19 protein-coding genes and 11 tRNA genes are annotated in these 16306 nt (G+C 28.6%); 26 read left to right on the top strand and 4 right to left on the bottom strand.

From position 1 onward, the window contains the following. Positions 1–18: 18 nt before the first annotated feature. The 3 genes from ACZ91P_RS12220 to ACZ91P_RS12210 all read right to left on the bottom strand — a co-directional run bounded on the left by ACZ91P_RS12220 (position 19) and on the right by ACZ91P_RS12210 (position 1144). Positions 19–103, bottom strand: a tRNA-Leu gene (locus tag ACZ91P_RS12220). 103 nt (positions 104–206) lie between these two features. After that, entirely contained in the window at positions 207–404 is a 198-nt protein-coding gene (rpmB, locus tag ACZ91P_RS12215; RefSeq protein WP_465156502.1) for a 50S ribosomal protein L28, read from the bottom strand. A gap of 434 nt (positions 405–838) precedes the next feature. Further along, complete coding sequence (locus ACZ91P_RS12210) at positions 839–1144, bottom strand: hypothetical protein (RefSeq protein ID WP_465156500.1); 306 nt, start codon at positions 1142–1144, stop codon at positions 839–841. 284 nt (positions 1145–1428) lie between these two features. On the opposite strand from ACZ91P_RS12210, the gene ACZ91P_RS12205 reads away from it, so the two are divergent. The 21 genes from ACZ91P_RS12205 to ACZ91P_RS12105 all read left to right on the top strand — a co-directional run bounded on the left by ACZ91P_RS12205 (position 1429) and on the right by ACZ91P_RS12105 (position 8381). Further along, positions 1429–1647, top strand: coding sequence for a hypothetical protein (locus ACZ91P_RS12205; RefSeq protein ID WP_465156498.1), 219 nt, complete (start codon positions 1429–1431; stop codon positions 1645–1647). A gap of 11 nt (positions 1648–1658) precedes the next feature. After that, positions 1659–1997, top strand: a complete 339-nt coding sequence (locus ACZ91P_RS12200; protein WP_465156496.1) for an Asp23/Gls24 family envelope stress response protein — start codon at positions 1659–1661, stop codon at positions 1995–1997. 111 nt (positions 1998–2108) lie between these two features. Further along, positions 2109–3728 (top strand): DAK2 domain-containing protein, encoded by a 1620-nt coding sequence (locus ACZ91P_RS12195; RefSeq protein WP_465158998.1) that lies wholly within the window; start codon positions 2109–2111, stop codon positions 3726–3728. Between the two features lie 90 nt (positions 3729–3818). Continuing rightward, positions 3819–3894 (top strand) — tRNA-Cys (locus tag ACZ91P_RS12190). Positions 3895–3935: 41 nt separating this feature from the next. After that, positions 3936–4012 (top strand) — tRNA-Arg (locus ACZ91P_RS12185). 22 nt (positions 4013–4034) lie between these two features. Further along, positions 4035–4111: transfer RNA gene (locus ACZ91P_RS12180), tRNA-Pro, on the top strand. A gap of 16 nt (positions 4112–4127) precedes the next feature. Further along, a tRNA-Ala gene (locus tag ACZ91P_RS12175) sits at positions 4128–4203 on the top strand. Between the two features lie 31 nt (positions 4204–4234). Beyond that, positions 4235–4311, top strand: a tRNA-Met gene (locus ACZ91P_RS12170). A gap of 1 nt (position 4312) precedes the next feature. Beyond that, a tRNA-Ile gene (locus ACZ91P_RS12165) sits at positions 4313–4389 on the top strand. A gap of 32 nt (positions 4390–4421) precedes the next feature. After that, positions 4422–4514: transfer RNA gene (locus ACZ91P_RS12160), tRNA-Ser, on the top strand. Between the two features lie 50 nt (positions 4515–4564). After that, positions 4565–4639 (top strand) — tRNA-Met (locus tag ACZ91P_RS12155). Positions 4640–4641: 2 nt separating this feature from the next. Next, a tRNA-Asp gene (locus ACZ91P_RS12150) sits at positions 4642–4717 on the top strand. A gap of 5 nt (positions 4718–4722) precedes the next feature. Then, positions 4723–4798, top strand: a tRNA-Phe gene (locus tag ACZ91P_RS12145). 217 nt (positions 4799–5015) lie between these two features. Further along, on the top strand, positions 5016–5585 hold the full coding sequence (locus ACZ91P_RS12140) for a hypothetical protein (protein WP_465156494.1): 570 nt from the start codon (positions 5016–5018) through the stop codon (positions 5583–5585). Positions 5586–5608: 23 nt separating this feature from the next. Beyond that, positions 5609–5827 carry a hypothetical protein gene (locus ACZ91P_RS12135; protein WP_465156492.1) on the top strand — a complete coding sequence of 73 codons (219 nt, stop codon included), beginning with the start codon at positions 5609–5611 and terminating at the stop codon, positions 5825–5827. 108 nt (positions 5828–5935) lie between these two features. Continuing rightward, positions 5936–6496, top strand: coding sequence for a hypothetical protein (locus tag ACZ91P_RS12130; RefSeq protein WP_465156490.1), 561 nt, complete (start codon positions 5936–5938; stop codon positions 6494–6496). A gap of 6 nt (positions 6497–6502) precedes the next feature. Further along, entirely contained in the window at positions 6503–6772 is a 270-nt protein-coding gene (locus tag ACZ91P_RS12125) for an amidohydrolase family protein (RefSeq protein WP_465158997.1), read from the top strand. A 44-nt stretch (positions 6773–6816) separates the two neighbouring features. Continuing rightward, positions 6817–6999 carry a 6-phosphogluconolactonase gene (locus tag ACZ91P_RS12120; RefSeq protein WP_465156488.1) on the top strand — a complete coding sequence of 61 codons (183 nt, stop codon included), beginning with the start codon at positions 6817–6819 and terminating at the stop codon, positions 6997–6999. Positions 7000–7010: 11 nt separating this feature from the next. Next, positions 7011–7364, top strand: a complete 354-nt coding sequence (locus ACZ91P_RS12115; protein ID WP_465158996.1) for a sugar phosphate isomerase family — start codon at positions 7011–7013, stop codon at positions 7362–7364. 32 nt (positions 7365–7396) lie between these two features. Beyond that, positions 7397–7558 carry a hypothetical protein gene (locus ACZ91P_RS12110; RefSeq protein WP_465156486.1) on the top strand — a complete coding sequence of 54 codons (162 nt, stop codon included), beginning with the start codon at positions 7397–7399 and terminating at the stop codon, positions 7556–7558. A 211-nt stretch (positions 7559–7769) separates the two neighbouring features. Beyond that, complete coding sequence (locus tag ACZ91P_RS12105) at positions 7770–8381, top strand: hypothetical protein (RefSeq protein WP_465156484.1); 612 nt, start codon at positions 7770–7772, stop codon at positions 8379–8381. Positions 8382–8429: 48 nt separating this feature from the next. On the opposite strand, the gene rpsD is transcribed toward ACZ91P_RS12105, so the two are convergent. Then, positions 8430–9044 (bottom strand): 30S ribosomal protein S4, encoded by a 615-nt coding sequence (gene rpsD, locus ACZ91P_RS12100; protein WP_465156482.1) that lies wholly within the window; start codon positions 9042–9044, stop codon positions 8430–8432. 291 nt (positions 9045–9335) lie between these two features. Between rpsD and ACZ91P_RS12095 the strand changes: the two genes are divergently transcribed. The 5 genes from ACZ91P_RS12095 (at position 9336) to ACZ91P_RS12075 (ending at position 16226) form a co-directional block, all read left to right on the top strand. Then, on the top strand, positions 9336–11051 hold the full coding sequence (locus ACZ91P_RS12095) for a septation ring formation regulator EzrA (RefSeq protein WP_465156480.1): 1716 nt from the start codon (positions 9336–9338) through the stop codon (positions 11049–11051). 15 nt (positions 11052–11066) lie between these two features. Continuing rightward, positions 11067–12266: a tRNA uracil 4-sulfurtransferase ThiI gene (gene thiI / locus ACZ91P_RS12090; protein ID WP_465156478.1), complete on the top strand. Its 1200-nt coding sequence runs from the start codon at positions 11067–11069 to the stop codon at positions 12264–12266. A 161-nt stretch (positions 12267–12427) separates the two neighbouring features. After that, a complete protein-coding gene (locus tag ACZ91P_RS12085; RefSeq protein WP_465156476.1) occupies positions 12428–12598 on the top strand; it encodes a hypothetical protein in 171 nt (56 codons plus the stop codon). 64 nt (positions 12599–12662) lie between these two features. Further along, positions 12663–15710, top strand: a complete 3048-nt coding sequence (locus tag ACZ91P_RS12080) for a DNA polymerase III subunit alpha (RefSeq protein WP_465156474.1) — start codon at positions 12663–12665, stop codon at positions 15708–15710. Further along, positions 15711–16226 carry a copper homeostasis protein CutC gene (locus tag ACZ91P_RS12075; RefSeq protein WP_465156472.1) on the top strand — a complete coding sequence of 172 codons (516 nt, stop codon included), beginning with the start codon at positions 15711–15713 and terminating at the stop codon, positions 16224–16226. Positions 16227–16306 lie beyond the last annotated feature (80 nt).

The raw sequence follows: 16306 nt of genomic DNA, 5'->3' as shown, positions 1-16306 counted from the left end.
ATTTTTTGCTTTAAAATTTGGTACCCATGATCGGGCTCGAACCGATACGAATTTCTTCGGTAGATTTTGAGTCTACTGCGTCTGCCAATTCCGCCACATGGGCATTTGTACCTTTAAATTTTATCGTATTTTAGAGAAAAAAAGCATAAATTTTAAAATTTATGCTTTCTTTTTTATTATTTTGTGACTGTGTCCTTGAACTTTATTTATTGCGCAATTTGACCTTTACGCTTTAATGCTTTTAAAGTTCTTGTTGCAACACGTAATGTTTTAACTTCACCATCAACAATAATGCTTACTTTTTGTAAATTAACATTTCATTTACGACGAGTTGCATTTAACGCGTGTGAACGTTTGTTTCCTTGTAAAGCGCTTTTACCAGTAATTTCACATTTTCTTGCCATAATTTCACTCCTTTATATCTACATACAATAAAATAATAACTAATTTTTAAATTAAAAGCAAGTATAAATATAATTTGGGTGAGTATAATTTTTATAAAAACCTTTAGTTTTTGCTAAATTTAAATTAAAAAATGGATAAAACTATTGTTAAGAGTGTTATCTATCTTTATCTTATCTTGAATTTTCTTCAACTTGTGTTACCTGTTCTGGTTGATTTTCTTGTTAATTCATATTTTTTACTTGTTTGTTAATTGTAATAATACTCTTTTTTTGTAAATCTGTTAAATGTGGTTTGGGAGGAACAGGTGGTTTGCTTTTTTGATTGTCTTGTGCTTGAATCGTACTTGGTCCTGTTTGTGATTCTAAATTTAATAATTCTTGATTAGATAATTTTAAACGTGGTGGTTTTGCAATTGGATTTATTTTTGATTTAGTTAAATATCATTGGGTATTTTTTGTGCATCAATTATTGCTTTGTCTGTATTTAATACAAAGTTATTAAGTTTAGTTCTTAAATTTTGATAAGTACCACAAATTGTTTCAATAATTTCTTTTCCATTTGGAATAATTTCTTCATTTTTATGTTGAAAATGAGGAAAAATTACTTCTTTATATAATTCATTTGCAACATTTTTAATATCTGATAATTCTTCTAAATTTATTGTTTCTTTTAGATTTTTATCTTTTTTTATTATTTTAAGATATTTATTTTCTAACTTGTTAAAATCTTTTAAAATCACTATCCACTTTATCTAAAATAAATAAAAATTTTATTTTGTTAATATGTTTACACCTTTTTTATTGTACAGTAACGTTATTTACTAATTAAAATAGTCATACACTACTTAATATAATAACTCATTTTATTAAAAAATAATATTTTTTATAATATCGTAAGTTATTTTATAATTGAAAATTGTTTAGTTACTTAGTATTTAGTAAATATTTTACTTAATGATTGAATTTTAAAAGGTGGTAATTAACTTTAATTTATAGTAAGATTACATCTAGGAGGGAAAATGTTATGATTGAAATGACAGTACAAAAAACAAGTGAACAAGGGAATAATCATTATTCTTTTACTCAAACTTTATCATTTGATAATACAATTGGAGGAAAACGTAATCAAGAATCATTAAACCATAGTATTGCTCATGCAATAGCTTCTTTAAGAGTACAACATGGATTTTCTTGAGAGGATATTAATGAATGTATTAAAATTAATAATGTTAATTTAGTTTAGTGGTGATTTTTATGATTGAAAAAATTAATGTAGCTAAAATTGCAGATTTAGTTCATGCAGCAGTAATTACAGTTCCTGGGGTCGCTGGATTCGCAAAGGTTGATGATACTGAAAATAATGAAGATAATGTGATAATGCTACTTAAAGATTACCCACAGTCAATTAAATTGAGACAAGATGGTCGTAATTTTTATATAGATATCTTTATTATTTTGCTAAAAGGAGTAAATATTAAAGATATTGCCCGAGAAATACAAATTAGGATTAAATATGAATTAGAAAAACTGGATATTTATTCGAACGATATTATGATTTATGTGAATGTAAATATTCAAGACTTATTAATTTAGGTAGGAAATTTATTAAAATGAGATATTTGAATGATGCAAGATTTACAGTTATATCACTTAGGAGAACTAAAAAAGGGAAATTAATTGATGAAAAATGTAAAGGTGATAGAAATGGAATTTAATGCAAAATCTTTTAAAGATTCACTGATCAGCGGTTATAATAATTTATATAATTTTTATCCAGAAATTGATAAATTAAATGTTTTTCCAGTTCCTGATGGCGATACGGGAACAAATATGAATTTAACGATGACTAATGCTGTTAAGGAAATTAATGAACTCAATTCGGAGTCAATTAGTAAGGTTGCTGATGTTTTTGCACGTGGCTTAATTATGGGAGCTCGTGGTAATTCAGGTGTTATTTTGTCACAGATCTTTCGTGGTTTTGCCAATGGTTTAAAAGAATTTGATGAATTAAATTTTGATTCAGTTAAAGCAGGAATTTCACAAGCAAATGAGGTTGCTTATAAAGCGGTAATGAAACCGGTTGAAGGAACAATTTTAACTGTAATTCGTGAAACTGCGGAACATGTTTCAACATTAGAAAAAGAAATTCCTGTTCCAGAGTTATTCCAAAATATTGTTGATTTTGCAACTGAGTCATTGAATCATACTCCGGAGTTACTGCCAGTTTTAAAAGAAGTTGGTGTTGTTGATTCAGGTGGTTTTGGTTTAGTAAAAATATTTGAAGGCATTACAGAATATTGAAAAACAGGAAAAATTGTGCCACAACGAAAAAAACAGGTTGAAAATACTGGTGAAAATGTTGTTATGGATTTACAAAATGAAGAATTTGGTTATTGTACTGAAGCAATTGTAATGTTAGATCATAAGCATATTAATAAAATTAATGTAATGCAAATTCGCCAAACATTAGAAGATCAAGGTGGAAAATCAATTGTTGCAGTTGTTGATAATGATATTTTAAAAGTTCATGTCCATACTTTACTTCCTGGTTATATTTTAACTTTTTTACAACAACATGGTGAGTTTAAGAATATTAAAATTGAAAATATGAATTTACAAGCAGCCAAACATGTTAAAACAATTAAAATTGATCGGCAATTGAAAAATCCGGCCGCTATTATTGCTGTCACACCATCAAATGGCATTGCTAATTTTTTCAAAACTGATTTAAATATTCAATTTACAGTTAATGGTGGAGCATCAATGAATCCATCAACGGATGATTATTTAAGTGCAATTGAAGCAGTTGATGCGGTTGATGTCTTTATTTTACCAAACAATAGTAACGCAATTTTAGCAGCGCAACAAGCAGCAAAAGTTGAACGTAAGTCCAATGTCTATGTTGTGCCAACAACATCAATTCAAGAAGGAATGGTAGCAGCTTTATCATTTGAACCGGGAGAGACACCGAAAAAGATTTATTCAACATTAAAAGCAAGTCTTAAAAATGTGACAAGTTTGTCAATTACTGTTTCAGCAAAAACAACTTCAATTGATGGTGTTAAAATTAACAAAGGAGAATATATGGGAATTATTAATAAAAAAATTATTTGTTCATTTCCAACCTTATCACAAACAATGAAATACTTGTTTGGCCGAGCAATTACAAAATCAACAGAAATTGTTACAATTTTTGCTGGTGAAGAAGCAGAAACACTCGATATTAATGCAATTCGAAAATATTTAGATGAAAGTTTTGATGTTGAATATGAATTTATTGATGGTGATCAAACATTATACCAGTTTTTAATTGCTGTAGAATAAATAAAAATAATAGAATGAATTTAAGTTTTTTATTTATTTATCTTGAAATGAATTATGAATATGATAATATAGTAGGGGTTTAGATTTTATGGCACTATAGCCAAGGTGGCTAAGGCATGGGACTGCAACTCCCCGATCGTCGGTTCGAATCCGACTAGTGCCTCCATTTAAATCTGCTCAACATTTAAATACTGCTTTATTTCTTATGCGCCCATAGATCAATTGGATAGATCGTTTGACTACGGATCAAAAGGTTGAGGGTTCAAATCCTTCTGGGCGCGCCATTTATTTAAATGTTATTTTTTTCGGAAAGTAGCTTAGCTTGGTAGAGCACTCGGTTTGGGACCGAGGGGTCGCAGGTTCGAATCCTGTCTTTCCGACCATTTTTTATACTATTTTGGGCCCGTAGCTCAGCTGGGAGAGCACCTGCCTTGCACGCAGGGGGTCAACGGTTCGATCCCGTTCGGGTCCACCATTAACTTTAGTAAAGCAATTAAACTTGATATGGCGGGATAGCTCAGCTGGTTAGAGCGCTCGGCTCATACCCGAGAGGTCAAGAGTTCAAGTCTCTTTCTCGCTTCCATGGACCCTTAGCTCAGTTGGTTAGAGCATCCGGCTCATAACCGGATGGTCACTGGTTCAAGTCCAGTAGGGTCCACCATTTATTATTTAGTTGCTTTCCAAGCATTTTTTGGAAGATTACCCAAGTCTGGTTGAAGGGATCGGTCTTGAAAACCGACAGGCGGTGAAATCCGCGCGGGGGTTCGAATCCCTCATCTTCCGCCATTTTTTAAAAAAACTTGCAATTAAAAGTTAAGTTATGATAGTATTAAAATTGTGGGGTGGAGCAGTGGTAGCTCGTTGGGCTCATAACCCAAAGGTCGCAGGTTCAAGTCCTGCCCCCGCAACCAATGGTCTTGTAGTGAAGTGGTTATCATGCCTCTCTGTCACAGAGGAGATCGCGGGTTCAAGTCCCGTCAAGACCGCCAATCGTGGTTCAGTAGCTCAGTTGGTAGAGCATTTGATTGAAGCTCAAAGTGTCGGCAGTTCAATTCTGTCCTGAACCACCATTGAATTTAGTTAAAAATAACCCTAGACTCTAAATTAATCGTAGATTAGTTTAGAGTTTTTTATTTTTGTTATATAATTAATAAAGGTGATGGGAATGTTTTCAAGATTGACAAAAGATATAACCTTTTATTTAAAACGTGAAGAGTGAAAGTTTGCGTTAAATGAAGACAATTTTAAATATAACCACGCTTTGTCTTAGACCGTTATCAGAAAAAGATGGGAACTAAGAATTTCCGTAATTTTAAATATTGAATTTTTAAACGTTGAATTTTAAAAAATTTTGCTTATACCCAAGATTTTATTCATCGGTTTTATAAATATCAACGGAAATTAGATTTAGTGCTAACTGGTCGTGAACAAGAGTTTATTTATAATGTTGAAGAAGTTAATTTTACATTATGACGTCCCTTAAAAGTTTTACCAGTGGCATTTGATTTACAACCAAAGGAAAAGTGCCATTTTAAAAATAATTCTATTAATATTCATCTTTTTACAACCCATAAAGATATTAAGTTTTTTTGTAAGGGTGTTCTATTAATTACTAATAAGCGGTTTATTATTGATGGTTTAGATAAGAATAATAATAAGAAAGTAGTTCAATTTAATTTAACAGATATTTCAAATGTTGAATTTATTGATATTGGTGTTAAAATTACGGTTGGAAAGCAAACTTATTTGATTCGGGAAAATAATCATATGTTAATTTTAGCATTGCTTTTTCGTTACTTGGGGCATAAGAAAGTTATCTTTGATCTTAAAAAACTACCACTAAATTTTAAGTTTTAAGATAGAAAGATGAGAGAGACAAAATGATTTTAAAAAATGCGAAAATAATTTGTGAAGAAGAAGTAATTTCAAATGGTTGAATTGAAATTAAAGATAATAAAATTATTAAAATTACAGCAGGTCATACTGACCAAAGAGGTTATGATTTACAACAAGCAATTATTATGCCTGGTTTTATTGACTGTCATGTGCATGGTGGATATGGTGAAGATACTGAAAAAGGCACAATTGCTAGTTTTTAAAAATTTGATCAAGCAGTACCACAAGAAGGAATTGCCAAATATTGCCAAGCAATTATTACTGGCAGTGATGATACTTTAACAAAAATTTTAACGGTATATCAAGATTATATGAAAAATTATAATAAGGGCCCGCAAGCACGACAAATTGGTGCCCATTTAGAAGGACCTTTTATTTTCCATAATTTTAAAGGTGCACATGATGAAACATTATTACAAGAACCAAACATTCACCTGTTAGAAAAATGAATAGAAGCTTCAAGTAATAACATTCGGATTGTCACATATGCGCCTGGAGAAGAAAATGGTACTTTTACAAAGTTTTTATTAGAACATCAAATTTTACCATCAATTGGACATTCAAATGCAACATATGATTTAGTCGCAAAACGAATAGCAATGGGAGTCCACCATGTAACACACTTATATAATGCTATGAGCAAATATGATCATCGTCAGCCTGGTGTTGTTCCTGCTGCATTAAATTTTGATGAAATTTTATGTGAATTAATTAGTGATGGAATTCATATTAATCCAAACATCATTAATTTAACTTATAAAATTAAAGGAGCAAAAGGAATTTGCTTAGTAACTGATGCAATGCTTGCAAAAGGATTACCTGATGGTGAATATCAATTTGGGCCATTGCCAGTTGTTAAAACTGGACAATAAGTTGTCATTAAAGGCGCAACTACAATTGCGGGGTCAGTTGCAACCTATGATTATTGTGTTCGTAATTTTCAGCAGTTTACTAATTGTTCATTCCAAGATTTAGCATTAGTTACTAGTACTAATATTGCTAAACAATTAGGAATTTATTCAACGACTGGTTTAATCGCTGTTGGTAAATTAGCAGATTTAGTTGTGTTAGATGCTGACTTAAAAGTTTTAATGACCTTATGTGAAGGTGAAATTGCTTATTCACAACATCATTTAACACAAAAATAGAAATTTGTTTTAATAAATTATAAAACAATAGGGAGGAATAAAAAATGAAATTAATTATTGTTAAAGATAAAAATGCAATTGGGAAAGTTGTTGGACAAATTTTTGTAAATTATGTGCAGCAAAATCCAAAAGTTGTTTTTGGTTTAGCAACTGGTTCATCACCAGAAACAACTTATCAATATATTATTGAAGATTATAAAAAAATAAGACAGACTGTAATAAAGTAACAACTTTTAACTTAGATGAATACATTGGTTTAGAACCAAGCCATCCACAAAGTTATCGTTACTTTATGAATGAAAAATTATTTAATCACTTAAATATTAATAAAAAGCATACTTATGTACCATTAGGGACAGGTGATTATATTGCTTATGCGAAAGAATATGATAATTTAATTGCAAAAGCAGGGGGAATTGACTTACAATTATTAGGTCTTGGTACTAATGGGCATGTTGGTTTTAATGAACCACCAGCAGATTTTAATTCTTTAACAGGTGTTGTTGATTTAGTTCCTTCAACAATTGAAGCTAATGCTCGTTTTTTACTTCACCAGGTGATGTTCCCAGCAAGCAGTGTCAATGGGCATTAAATCAATTTTAAATGCAAAAAAAATTATTTTAATTGCTAATGGTAAAAAAAGCACACGCGGTTAAGCAACTAGTTGAAGGTAAAATTAGTAAGTTATGACCTTGTACAGCTTTGCAAATGCATCAAGATGTTAGTGTTGTAGTTAATAAAGGAGCTGCTGGATTATTACAAACACGAGGAATTAATCTTAGTTAAAAATGAATTGAAAGAAAATTTAATAATTTTAACAAAAACCTTTTTTGTTCAAAGAAATACTTTTTTAGCAGAAGTATAACAATATCAGTGAAAAAAATTGGACCTAGTAATTATTCAAAATAGTTTTTTATTAAAACTTTTTTGAGTGATACACTTTATAAGTACTATTTACTAAATAGATAATAATTAAAACACGCTCTTAATTTCAAGATTGGGAGTATGCTCTATCACTGAAATTGAACAATTATTATCACAGTCATATGCTGAATGAGTTAATTATTTATTAAAAAAATATGGGCCAGTTGCAAAAGATTACTTTTCTGATTTTGGTTATACTAAAAAGACAAGTGAAATCACGCGGGGAAATGAAGGCTTATATATTCATCATATTGATGAAGAAAAAGCAATTATGTTATCAACTGCGACATATGCAAAGAAAAATCCATTTGATTATCAAAAAGCTGATCATTTAGTCTATTGCAATTTATTAGAATATTTAGTTTTACATATTAAAATTGTTGAATATCCAAATCCAGCCCAAAATCCGGGTGAAACCTGTGGGGTAGGCGGAATCTATAATTATATTGTTCCTGAATTAAATGATATTTATAGTGGAATTGTTTATAAACAAGCTTGAAAACAAAAAGTGACAGAAATTATTTTGCCACTTAAAAATGATTATTTTAAATGCATCAAACAACTAGTAAATCTTAATTTTGATTATGCTTTACTAAAATCTTTTAATACTAAATATGGTTTGTGAAGTAATGATAAAAATAAACAAATCTATAAAAGATTGAAAAAACTAGGAGCAACAAGCTAATATGTAAAACTTTAATAAATAAAAAAAACATCTCAAAAGAGATGTTTTTTAAACTAAACGGTTGTATCATTCAACAATTAGTGCTTCATTAATATTACTATTTAGTTCTTCACGAAGAGGGAAACGAACATATGTTCCTGTCATTTTAGTTTTATCAAATTTAACAAATTCTAATGTACTAACTTGACTATCTAAACTTTCTAAAATCTTAACATTTTTTTGTGAACTTTCTTTTACACTAATCACATCACCAGGTTTACAATTATACGATGGAATATCAACTTTCTTTCCATTAACAAGAATATGAGCATGATTTACTAATTGACGAGCTCCTGCTCTTGTTTGTGATAGTCCCATACGATGCAGGATGTTATCTAAACGTGATTCTAACATAATTAAGAAGTTTGTTCCGGCAATCCCTTTCATTTTTTTTGATTTACTGTAAGTGTTACGGAATTGACGTTCTGTTAAACCATACATATAACAAACTTTTTGTTTTTCATGTAATTGTAATCCATAATTTGATAATTTTGAACGACGTTGTCCATGTTGACCAGGTGGTGTTGTTCTTTTTTTCCCTTTTGAAAACTCTTTGTCGTTTTCTAAGATACTAAAACCATATCTTCTTGCTTTTTTAAATATACTTCCACGATAACGTGCCATTAAAAAAACCTCCTATATATCATTATGACATACAAAAAAATTCATTGAATTGCTCTAATAAAGGAAATTTTTTGCTTCGCCCGAACAGCTAGGGTTACTTTAACATTAAATCTTAATTAATAAAAAACTAAGAACATTACTATGCAATTCTGCTGCTTCTCTGTATTGTCTAGAAAATATTGTATAATAAAATCAAGGATAATTCAATATTTTTTTCTAATTTTTAATGTAATATCTTTTGCAAGTGCTATAATTCAATTGATATATAGTAATGATTGGGGGCTAGGCAAAATGGAAAATATTATTAATAATCCAATTAAATTAATATTATTAATTTTATTTTTTGTCTGCTTGTTACTATTAATAATAACATTAGTGTTCTGAGGGCAAAAGCGTTATTTAAAAACAATTGAAATTAAAGTTTTACAAAAATTTGATATTTTAAAACGATTACCGTTAAAACATAAAATTTTTCGGATTTCTGAAATTGCTCGTTATAATAATCGCTATGCAAAAGACTTGATTATCTGACGAACAAAGTATGAAATTATTTATGAGAAAAAATTAATAAGTTGTTTAGAAGTATTTCGTAAATTATATCAAATTAATAAAACAACATCCAAGAAAATGCCGAAAGTAGCAGTACAAAAAATTATTCCGTTGTTAAAAGAATTAACTTTATTGGAAGAAGAAGCTCGTCGGTTATTAGATGAAATTAACAGTCAATTGCGAATTGAATTATTACAACGAGATTATATTTTGGCACATAAGAAAATGTTTAATTTTTTGTTAGAAGATGCAGTTAAATTGCAAATGAATGTATCTTTAGATTCTAAAAAAATTAGTGATTTTGAACGAAATATTGAAAGTATGTTTGATGAATTTGAAGATTATTTAACAGCGGGTGATTTTGTTAAAACAGAACAAATTTTATCCAATATTACTACTTCCTTAACTATTTTTGCTGAAATTTTAGACAATATTCCACAAATTAAAACCTTGTTAACAAAAGTGGTTCCAAATAAACTTTCTTTATTAAAAGATAAATATGTTCTTTTTAATAAAGATGAAAGTAGTCGTGATTTATTAAAGTATAGTTTTGATGAATTAATTCAAAAGACTGATAAAACTAAAATTTTAATTTCTAAATATATTGATAACTTGCAATATAAAAAAGCAACCAAGAAAACAATTGAAATTATTAATCAAATTAGTTATTTTGATCAAAGTATTGAACACCAAAAAGCAATTATTTCATGTTTTAAAAAATATTATCAAGTTGTAATAGATTATATTAATAAAATTGAACGGAGTTTTAATGCAATTTCTCGACAAATTGAGGCATTACGTAGTTCATCAACATTAACGGCACATGAAGAAGGCATTTATCGTGAAGCAATGGGAAAAACAAAAAATTTAACACATGATACTAACCGCTTAGTCTTAGAAATTAATCGTAATGGTCGCGATTATGTTAATTTTAATCAAGAATTAGTACATTTATTAGAAAATGCTGTTGTAACTCAAGAAGCATTAGAAAATGTTGTAAAGATTATTGAAAAGCGTAATTTTGCAGAAACTGAAATTCGAAAAACAATTCATTTGTTAGAAGTGGTTTTGTTACAAGCTGAAGTCCGCTTAAATCAATTACAATATAAAAAATTATTAACAAAATATGAAAAAGCAATTAGTGATTATCGACAATCCTTGGAAAAAATTAAACGAATATCATTTGATGTTAATAATCCTAGTGAAGTTGATGAAGTAACAGGTAAACTAAATCGTTTGAAAACAGAAGTTTTAAAATTGTTTGAAAAAATTAAAAATAATATTTTATTAGATTTATTATCACAAGAAACATTAGTTTATGCACAAAAATTTATTTTAACAAATGATGATGTTGATGACCAGTTACGTAATGCTCAGATTGCTTATCGCGATGGTGATTATGATGACTCATTATTTTTAGCGTTAAAAATTATTCATGAAGAACAAGGAAAAATATAGAAAATGGAGTATAAAATGAATTTTGATGTAATATTAATTCGTTATGGAGAATTAACAACCAAAGGGAAAAATCGTAATTATTTTACAAGAGTTTTAGTTAATAATATTAAAACAAAATTAACAGGATATGAAAATCAATATCAAATTAAAAAAGAATTTGATCGTTTATTTATTGAACTATTAGATGCAACGGTTAGTATGGAAATTGTTAACATTGTTAAAAATGTTTTTGGTTCTTCATCGTTATCATTAGCCAAAAAAGTTGCTTGTGATTTATCAGAGATTGCTAATTGTGCAATTAATATCGTAAATTATTATCAACCAGCAACTTTTAAATTAGAAGTGCGCCGAAATGATAAGACTTTTCCACTGACATCAACGGAAATTAAGCAACAATTAGCACCAAAAATATTACAACAAACAAAGGTTAAAGTTGATGTTCATCAATCAGTTTTGCAAATTGATATTGAAGTACGCCGAACATTTACATATGTTTTTGTTAATAAGATTAAAACAATTGGTGGTTTACCAGTTGGAATATCTGGGCGAGGATTAGTAATGTTATCAGGAGGAATTGATTCACCAGTTGCAGCTTTTTTAACAATGAAACGGGGAATGAATATTGAATATTTACATTTTGCGACACCGCCACATACGACAGAAAAAGCATTACAAAAGGTTAAAACTTTAGTTCAAAAATTAAATTATTACGCTGGTCAAAATCAGCAACGATTGCATGTGGTTAATTTTTCAATGTTACAACATGAATTAATGCATATTCCTGATGCTAGTTATCGAATTATTATTATGCGAAGAATGTTTTATCGTATTGCTAATTTATTAGCTAAAGATTTAAAATGTCAGGCAATTATTACTGGAGAATCATTAGGACAAGTTGCTTCTCAAACAATTGAAAGTATTAATACAATCAATGATGTTTCTACATTGCCGATTTTGCGGCCAGTATTGTGTTTTGATAAAAATGAAATTATTGATATTGCAAAACAAATTGATACTTATCAAACATCAATTTTACCGTTTGAAGATTGTTGTAGTTTATTTGTTCCAAAGAATCCTGTTACAAAACCACGTTTAAAACAAGCAGAATTTCAAGAAAAGAATTTAATGTGAACAGAAATTATTGATGTTATAATTAAAAAAAATATAACAACATATGTGGTTGGTAAGGATGTGATTTATGAAGAAGAAAACTAGTTTTTTCAAAAAAGAAAGAAGTAGCAAAACAATTAGTTAATAAATCTGAATTACAAAAAGCAAAACAATCACGAACAAACTTATTAGAAGAAACAATATTAATTGATGAAGAATTTTCAATTATTCGTGATGTTAAAGATAAAGATATTAAAATAATAAATATGAAGAAAGAACAAAATTCTTTTTATAATGAAAATGCAATTGATTTAGAAAAAGAATTATTAAAAGAAATCGTTCCAAAGAAAAAAGCCCGTTTATGACGTTATTTAGTTTTTGGGATCTTAGCGCTTTTAATTGTAATTATGATCATTATTATTGCAATTAAATTATAAAATTAGGTCACAATTGTGGTTTTTATTTTCTTTTTCGCTAGAATGATAGGAGAGTGAGGTAGCAATGATGACAATTTCCCATTTAAATGTTCGAACAAGTTATAGTTTATTATCATCTTTAATTACTTTTGATAAATATTTTAATTATGCTATGACAACTAATTTATCATCATTGGCAATTTGTGATAATAATATGTTTGGGGTTTATGAATTTCACCAGCTTTGTCAAAAAAATAAAATTAAACCAATTATTGGCTTAAATGTTATTATTTTTTTGAATGATATTCCTTATAATATGAATTTATTTGCTCGTAATCAAAATGGTTATTTTAATTTAGTTGAAATTTCATCTTTAATAATGATTAATGCTGAACATAAGCAAAATGTAACATTAGAGGAAATTAGTAAATTTTTAACAACAGATGTTAAGATTATTATTAATTATACAACAGATAATTATCAACCTGAGTTATATCAAACGCTAAGAAAAATTTTAAAAGTTGGAACGGATTTATATTTAGGTATTAATAATGGGAATTTATCGTTGTTAGAGTCGTTGCAAGCATTAGTTGCAAATGAACAAATTATTTGAAATAATAAAGTACAATATTTTACAAGTGAAGATTTTACTGCTTATAAAGTTGTTGATACAATTAAAACACAAACTTTATTTAAAGAAAGTAAGATGAAAGATTTATATGGTTGAGTTTCACCACCGCCCCTTTATCAACAATATTTTGACAATATTAAAACATTTATTACGACAATTGATGTTTTTCCTTTGCATAAAGGGACTATTTTTGATAATTTATTATGTTATCCAACCCCAGAAGGGCAGACCGCACAACAGTTTTTACAAGAAATTTGTCAAACAGCTTTAAAACAAAAAAAAATTAATGGTTCTAAAACAACATATCTGCAACGATTAACTTATGAATTAACGGTGATTAATAAAATGGGTTTTAATGATTATTTTTTAATTGTATGAGATTATGTTCGTTATGCAAAACAACAAAATATTTTTGTTGGTCCTGGCCGCGGTAGTGCTGCTGGTAGTCTTGTAAGTTATTTATTAAATATTACAACAATTGATCCAATTGCTTATAATTTACTTTTTGAACGATTTTTAAATCCAGAGCGAAAAAGTTTACCAGATATTGATATTGATTTTGAAGATGATAAACGAGAAATGGTTGTTGAATATTTATTTGAAAAATATGGTAGTGAACATGTTGCCCATATTATTACTTTTCAAACAATTGGGATGAAAATGGCAATTCGAGATATTTGTCGAATTTTTGATATCGCAATTGAAGAAGCAGATAAAATGAGCAAAGCAGTTCCATTAGAATATAATTATCATTATGAAGAAGCAATTAATGCTAATCCTCTTTTTGAAATTTATCAGAAGAAATATCCCCAAGTGTTTTTGCATTTAAAAAAAATTATTGGTTTACCACGTCAAACAGGGACCCATGCAGCAGGTGTTGTTTTAACACAACAACGCTTACAAACAATTATTCCAATTAAAGAAGGCTATAATGGAATTTATCAAACACAATATTCAATGAATTATTTAGAAGAATTAGGAATTCTAAAAATGGATTTATTAGGATTACGAAATTTAACAATTTTACATGATGTGATTGATAATATTTACCAAGAAACAAAAGTAAAATTAAATATTGACACCTTACCATTAAATGACCAAAAAACTTATCAATTATTAGCGCAAGGGGATACAAAAGGGATTTTTCAATTAGAATCACCAGGGATGACGAAGGTTTTAGTTGATATGGTTCCAGACCAATTAGAAGATATTGTTGCAACGTCTTCATTATATCGTCCTGGTCCACAAGATAATATTCCTTTGTTTATTAAACGAAAAAAAAATTTGGTAAAAGTTACTTATATTGATGAACGTCTAACTGAAATTTTAGTACCAACTTATGGCATTATTGTTTATCAAGAGCAAGTTATGCTAATTGCTCAAAAAGTTGCTAATTTTTCACTAGCTAAAGCTGATGTGCTTCGTCGTGCAATGGGGAAAAAAGATGCATCAATTATGAGCCAAATGAAAACTGAATTTATTGAAGAGGCTGTTAAAAATCATTATGTTGAAAAAATAGCACAAGAAATTTGAGAATTAATTTATAAATTTGCTGACTATGGGTTTAATCGGAGCCATGCAGTTGCATATTCATTGTTAGGTTATCAAATGGCCTATTTAAAAGCAAATTATCCTTCCCAGTTTTTAGCTAGTTTATTGACACATGTTATTGGGGATGAACATAAAACAAATGATTATATTGCTTTAGCAAAAAAGAATCATTTAACAATTGTGCCACCAAATATTAATGCTCTATATTGACAGTATCATACAATTGATAATCAAATTTGTGTTCCATTATTAATTATTAAACAAATTGGTTTTGCTTTTTTTAATAAAATTGCCCAAGAGTATCAAACTAATGGGATGTTTATGGATTTATATGATTTGTTTATTCGTTTATATAAGAAAGGCTTAAATCGAAAAACTTATGAGGCATTATGTTTTTCTGGAGCATTAGATGTTTTTAAGTTGAACCGGATTACCTTATTTAATAATTACCACCGGATTCTTACTTATATTGAGTTGATTAAAACACAAGAAGAGAATGAAAATTTGATTGTTGATTTTTCATTAGCTGAAAAACCAGAACTAGTAATTGAACCAAACGATGAAGTTATATGTCTAGAAAAAGAATATGAATTTTTAGGATTTTATTTATCGAATCATCCATTAAAATATATTCGTGAAAAAGCAGGGTACCAAGATAAAACAACATTAATTAGTAATTTACGTTTAAGTTTAGGATCAACAAATATTTTAGTTCTCGTGAAGCGAGTAAAAGTAATTACTGATAAAAACAACAATAAAATGGCATTCTTAGATTGTTATGATGAAAGTGGCGAAATTAGTATTACTGCTTTTGCTGGTATTTATAAAGATTATGCTAATTTGTTAAAAACTAATAATGTCTTATTATTAAATATTAAGTTAGGAGCATATAATAATAAAATTAATGGGATTATTAATCGCATTAAATTTATTAGTGGAGAGCAAGAATAAATGTTTATTGAAGTTATTGCAAGAAACTACGAAGAATGCCAAATTATTGAACAAGCTGGAAATATTGACCGAATTGAATTATGTGCTGATTTATCGCGCGGAGGGTTAACACCATCTTATGCAGTTATTCAAGAATGTACTGAACGAATTAAAGTTCCTATTCGGATAATGGTTCATCACCGTGATGCTGATTTTTATTGTCCGGCTGATGAATATTTTCAACTTAAAAAAGATATTGCTTATATTAAAACAACAAAGGCAGAAGGTATTGTGGTCGGTATTTTAACACCTACGCATCAAATTGATTTATTACGGATGGAAGAATTAATTGCCTTAGCACATCCATTAGCAATTACTTTTCACAGGTCTTTTGATTTAATTGAAGATAAAATTACTGCTATTCAACAATTAGTTCAATTAGGAATTAGCACAGTTTTAACCCAAGGTGGGATAACTCCAATTATGAAAAATTTAGTAACTTTACAAAGTCTTCGGAATTATGGTGTTCAAATTTAAGGAGATAGTGGTATTAATTTGACTAATTATCGCGAAATTAGTCATTATTATGATGCGATTCATCTTGGCAGTGCTGTGCA

It is taken from the genome of Spiroplasma endosymbiont of Halictus nicosiae, assembly GCF_978018445.1.
This window is presented reverse-complemented; position numbering and strand designations above follow the sequence as displayed.